Raw genomic sequence first — 4,647 nt, forward strand, 5'->3', positions numbered from 1 at the left:
CCGGGCGCCGGTGCCGTGTGGGAATCAGCCCACCTTACCGGGCGCCGGTGCTGTGTGGAAATCCGCCCATCTTCATGACAAAAATTTGTCAAATGACAGGCTCATGTGTGCTGATTTATGTCAGACGGGATTTTGCTTATCAATTATTGAGAACAGAAATTTTCCTGAATCATCAATACTATACTTAGCAAGTAAAGGTGTTTTCTCATTTATCTGCTTGAGTGCAGGATCAAGGAAATATCGTTTCAACTCTGCCAAGTTCTTCTGCAGGGATTCCGGTAAGACGAAACGGTCATTTAACCAAGCATGAGTAGTAACCCATAAGCCTGAAGATTTGAATTGAGCAAGACTTTCATAAAGGCGGATCGTCCGGGGATTTCGAAGACTGCCACAATCGCGGAGCGAGTAGGTGGTGAACTGGTTGGTAATGACTCCAACTTACTGACAATGTTTTATGTTCAGATAATGCCCGATGACCTTGTCATGCAGCTCCACCGATTTTGAGAACGACAGTGACTTCCTGCCCAGCCTTGCCAGATGCTGCCTCAGATTCAGGTTATGTCGCTCAATGCGCTGCGTATATCGCTTGCTGATTACGTGCAGCTTTCCCTTCAGGCGGGATTCATACAGCGGCCAGCCATCCGTCATCCATACCACGACCTCAAAGGCCGACAGCAGGCTCAGAAGACGCTCTAGTGTGGCCAGAGTGCGTTCACCGAAGACGTGCGCCACAACCGTCCTCCGTATCCTGTCATACGCGTAAAACAACCAGCGCTTGCGTGATTTAGCGCCGACGTAGCCCCACTGTTCATCCATTTCAGCGCAGACAATGACGTCACTGCCCGGTTGTATGCGTGAGTTTACCGACTGCGGCCTGAGTTTTTTAAGTGTCGTAAAATCGTGTTGAGGCCAACGCCCATAATGCGTGCACTGGCGCGACATCCGACGCCATTCATGGCCATATCAATAATTTTCTGGTGTGTACCGGGCTGAGAGGCGGTGTAAGTGAACTGAAGCTGCCATGTTTTACGGCAGTGAGAGCAGAGATAGCGCTGATGTCCGGCAGTACTTTTACCGTTACGCACCACGCCTTCAGTAGCTGAGCAGGAGGGACAACTGATGGAGATGGAAGCCACGGGAGCACCTCAAAACCACCATCGTACACTAAATCAGTAAGTTGGCACCATTACCCGGGAAGAGGGGGAAAATCTAGTGTGACAAACTACCCTCAGGATAGGGTGACAAATTGCCCTCAATTCTGGCTCCACTACCGGTTACAGCCAAAAAACTATGAGTAAGCGCAGGATGCCAGGGAGGGAACAGCAAAACTGTGACAAATCACCCTCAACTTTCCAGATCAAATGTGACGAACCACCCTTAAATCTGTGACAGATAACCCTCAACTATTCAATCGTCATGGAGGTTATATCACGGAAGGAAAATACGATATGCGTCGTCTGGCGGCCTTTCTTTTTCTCGATGTAAGAAAGGCGCATTGGTGTCCGGCTGTTGATCTCGTCAACACTTGCCTGCAGGAAACGGCGGCGAAAGTCCGGCATACGCTGGTAACTTTGAGGTAGCTGGTAGCGTTCCATGATCCAGTCGATTTTCAGGGACACGACACCTGAGCCATCAGGTTTACGGTACTGGCACAGAGATTCGTATAAACGCATGGCGTACGGATTGGTAATCTCTTTTGTTTCACTGAGCCGGAACTGCGTAAACCGGTTCTGTAACCCGATGAAGAAGGGAATCAGATATGGGTTGATATGTACGCTGTAAAGCCCTCTGGATGGGCTGTGCGCACGTTTAATAAACCAGGGAAAGGATTCATACCCTTTTTCATCGCCGGCATCCTCTTCAGGGCGATAGAAAACCACTTCCTTACCCGCAAAACCTTTTAAAGCCTGTCGTATATCCTTACTGGCTTCAGCGGAGGTCAGCCCGAATGTTTCAGCGTATTTAGCAACGTGAATTTCGCAGATGCCGTCATGTTCCTGCAGGGAGCCGTCGGATTTTCTGATCTGGTCAACGAACAGATACAGCATACGCTTTTGATCCCTGGAGAGACTATATGCCGCCTCAGTCAGCTCGTTTGACTGGACAATCCGCGGGCTATTTTTACGTTTTTTATGGTTTATAACCGCTATTTCCGCCATGACAGGTCCATGTGAAGTGTGACAGACTTTAAGATTGTCACACTTCATAAAACAGAGTCAACAGGGATGGATAACTTTGTGAAAAGCAACGCTTCCTGAGGGCAATTTGTCACAGGGTTAAGGGCAACTTGTCACAGAAATGGCGGCTATTTGAGGGTGATTTGTCACACTGAAAGGGCGTTTTGTCACAGATCCCTCTCTGGAACCCGCATGGATAAAGGCCTGTGGGCATTCTAAAAATAAAGATCTAACAACTATTTAAAAAGATCTTATAAAAATATCCCCGTGGATAAGTGGATAAGTGGATAACCCCTATGGGAGGTGATTTTGCAGGCATTGAGCGTATGCAGAATTTATGAGTACTGTTCCATGGTGCTTCCTCGCTCACTCGGGGCTTCGCCCTGTCGCTCGGCTGCGGCGAGCACTGCTGGCTCGATTATATCTGTGGCCAGAAGTTAGACATACAGCCTATTCTGTCCAGTTCTGGGTAATGTGCTACCAACTTGCTGATTTAGTGTATGATGGTGGTTTTGAGGTGCTCCAGTGGCTTCCATCTCCATCAGCTGTCCCTCCTGCTCAGCTACTGAAGGCGTGGTGCGTAACGGTAAAAGTACTGCCGGACATCAGCGCTATATCTGCTCTCACTGCCGTAAAACATGGCAGCTACAGTTCACTTACACCGCCTCTCAGGCAGCAGTCGGTAAACTCACGCATACAACCGGGCAGTGACGTCATTGTCTGCGCTGAAATGGATGAACAGTGGGGCTACGTCGGCGCTAAATCACGCAAGCGCTGGTTGTTTTACGCGTATGACAGGATACGGAGGACGGTTGTGGCGCACGTATTCGGTGAACGCACGCTGGCCACGCTGGAGCGTCTTCCGGGCCTGCTGTCGGCCTTTGAGGTCGTGGTATGGATGACGGATGACTGGCCGCTTTATGAATCACGCCTGAAGGGAGAACTACATGACAAAGTCATTGGACATTATCTGAACATAAAACACTACCAGTAAGTTGGAGTCATTACCCCTCAATCAAACGTGAGAAGTCGTCACCTTTAAAACTGGTCACATTTTCAATACCCAGATCGGAAGCAGACTGGTTGATAGTCTCTACCGCATAGAACTTTGCACCAGTCAGGCGCGGGGCTAACAGGTAAGATGAAATTAAGGTTTTACGAACACTGCCACTGTAATTAATTACCGCTACTTTCATAAATCACCTCAGAATTTTTTGTTGAACTTCTTAGGGTCGAAATTCTCACCGATTTTCTTGAAGAATTCTTTATCAATAATGCCGGGACTCTCTGCTTTTTTACTTTCCTGCGCTTCAGGCTCAGACGGTTGTGTATTGTGCAATACACTTTCCGCTGCACCCTTCGCGCTACTCTTATCATGTGTATTGTGCAATACATTTTTTCGGTTTTGCCGCGTTCTATACAGTGCCATCTCAAGCCCTTTGGCTGTTACCGAAAAGCTGTATTCGCTGTCGAGGATTTCAGCAATTTCATGCCGCGTTAGCCCTCTGTCCAGCCAGTTCTCGATTTCATTTAGGCGCAATCTGACAGCAGCCGATAAGTTGCGGGGTTTCAGATCTGCTGGTTTATTCATAACCCCCTCCGTTGTATGAAAATGACTCTACAACACTCGTAAGAAGGGGTCAATCGAGTTTTGTAGTTTATCTGTAGTTTTATTGTAGTCTATTTGTAGTCTGCCACGTTTTTTGTAGTTTATTTGTAGTTTTATTGTAGTCTATTTGTAGTCTTACAACACTAAGGCAAAACGTTTTTTGTAGTTTATCTGTAGTTTATCTGTAGTTTTTGGTTGCTCAGATGGTCATGCAAGCATGACCATCAAAGAATAGGACGCTTTTTAGCCAAATGCCCCTTAACCTACGGAGATCGCCCTACCAAAAAAAGATGATTTTTTATCCCTTAACCTGCTATACACCTAACGCAGCGTGATAAATCACGCTATCACACTGATTTAAAGGCAAAAAAACAAAATTTAGCCATGCTGCGGTATTACCCAGGTATTACAAATCCAATCTAACTTACTGATTTAAATAACTTTTTATTTATTACTTTGGTAATACTATGATTTCACCGTATTAGACACCCTTTTTTCGTTTAAAAAATGCACAAATTGAGGACTGAATGGGCTTTGTTGAATAAATCGAACTTTTGCTGAGTTGAAGGATCAGATCACGCATCTTCCCGACAACGCAGACCGTTCCGTGGCAAAGCAAAAGTTCAAAATCACCAACTGGCCCACCTACAATAAAGCCCTCATCAACCGTGGCTCCATAACTTTCTGGCTGGATGATGAAGCTATTCAGGCCTGGTATGAGTCAGCAACACCTTCTTCACGAGGCAGACCTCAGCGCTATTCTGACCTTGCCATCACGACTGTGCTGGTCATTAAACGCGTATTCAGGCTGACCCTGCGCGCTGCGCAGGGCTTTATTGATTCCATTTTTTCTCTGATGAA

General features: G+C 46.8%; 6 protein-coding genes and 1 pseudogene. 2 read left to right on the plus strand and 5 right to left on the minus strand.

Annotated features, from left to right (window positions below; genetic code table 11):
• Positions 1-120: 120 nt before the first annotated feature.
• The 3 genes from L350_RS23745 to repE all read right to left on the minus strand — a co-directional run bounded on the left by L350_RS23745 (position 121) and on the right by repE (position 2,159).
• Positions 121-429: a replication initiation protein gene (locus L350_RS23745; RefSeq protein WP_223862079.1), complete on the minus strand. Its 309-nt coding sequence runs from the start codon at positions 427-429 to the stop codon at positions 121-123.
• A gap of 9 nt (positions 430-438) precedes the next feature.
• Positions 439-1,136 (minus strand): IS1 family transposase gene (locus tag L350_RS0122755; protein WP_240183891.1). Its coding sequence is split into 2 segments (ribosomal slippage): positions 439-887 and positions 887-1,136, totalling 699 coding nucleotides; the frame shifts between segments, so codons are not numbered across the junction.
• Positions 1,137-1,403: 267 nt separating this feature from the next.
• The gene (repE, locus tag L350_RS00325) at positions 1,404-2,159 is read right to left on the minus strand and encodes a replication initiation protein RepE (RefSeq protein ID WP_000807690.1); all 756 of its coding nucleotides are present in this window, start codon (positions 2,157-2,159) and stop codon (positions 1,404-1,406) included.
• A 543-nt stretch (positions 2,160-2,702) separates the two neighbouring features.
• On the opposite strand from repE, the pseudogene L350_RS0122760 reads away from it, so the two are divergent.
• Positions 2,703-3,171 (plus strand): annotated as a pseudogene (locus L350_RS0122760) (IS1 family transposase).
• 10 nt (positions 3,172-3,181) lie between these two features.
• Here the strand turns inward: L350_RS0122760 and L350_RS00320 are convergent.
• Both L350_RS00320 and stbA read right to left on the minus strand, forming a co-directional pair.
• On the minus strand, positions 3,182-3,373 hold the full coding sequence (locus L350_RS00320; protein ID WP_000861580.1) for a hypothetical protein: 192 nt from the start codon (positions 3,371-3,373) through the stop codon (positions 3,182-3,184).
• Positions 3,374-3,381: 8 nt separating this feature from the next.
• Positions 3,382-3,768, minus strand: a complete 387-nt coding sequence (gene stbA, locus L350_RS00315) for a plasmid stabilization protein StbA (protein ID WP_006796897.1) — start codon at positions 3,766-3,768, stop codon at positions 3,382-3,384.
• A 580-nt stretch (positions 3,769-4,348) separates the two neighbouring features.
• On the opposite strand from stbA, the gene L350_RS0122765 reads away from it, so the two are divergent.
• On the plus strand, positions 4,349-4,647 hold a 299-nt coding region (locus L350_RS0122765), incomplete at its 3' end, for a transposase (RefSeq protein WP_179132416.1).

It is taken from the genome of Enterobacter sp. MGH 4 (genome assembly GCF_000534735.1).
GTDB lineage: Bacteria > Pseudomonadota > Gammaproteobacteria > Enterobacterales > Enterobacteriaceae > Enterobacter > Enterobacter intestinihominis.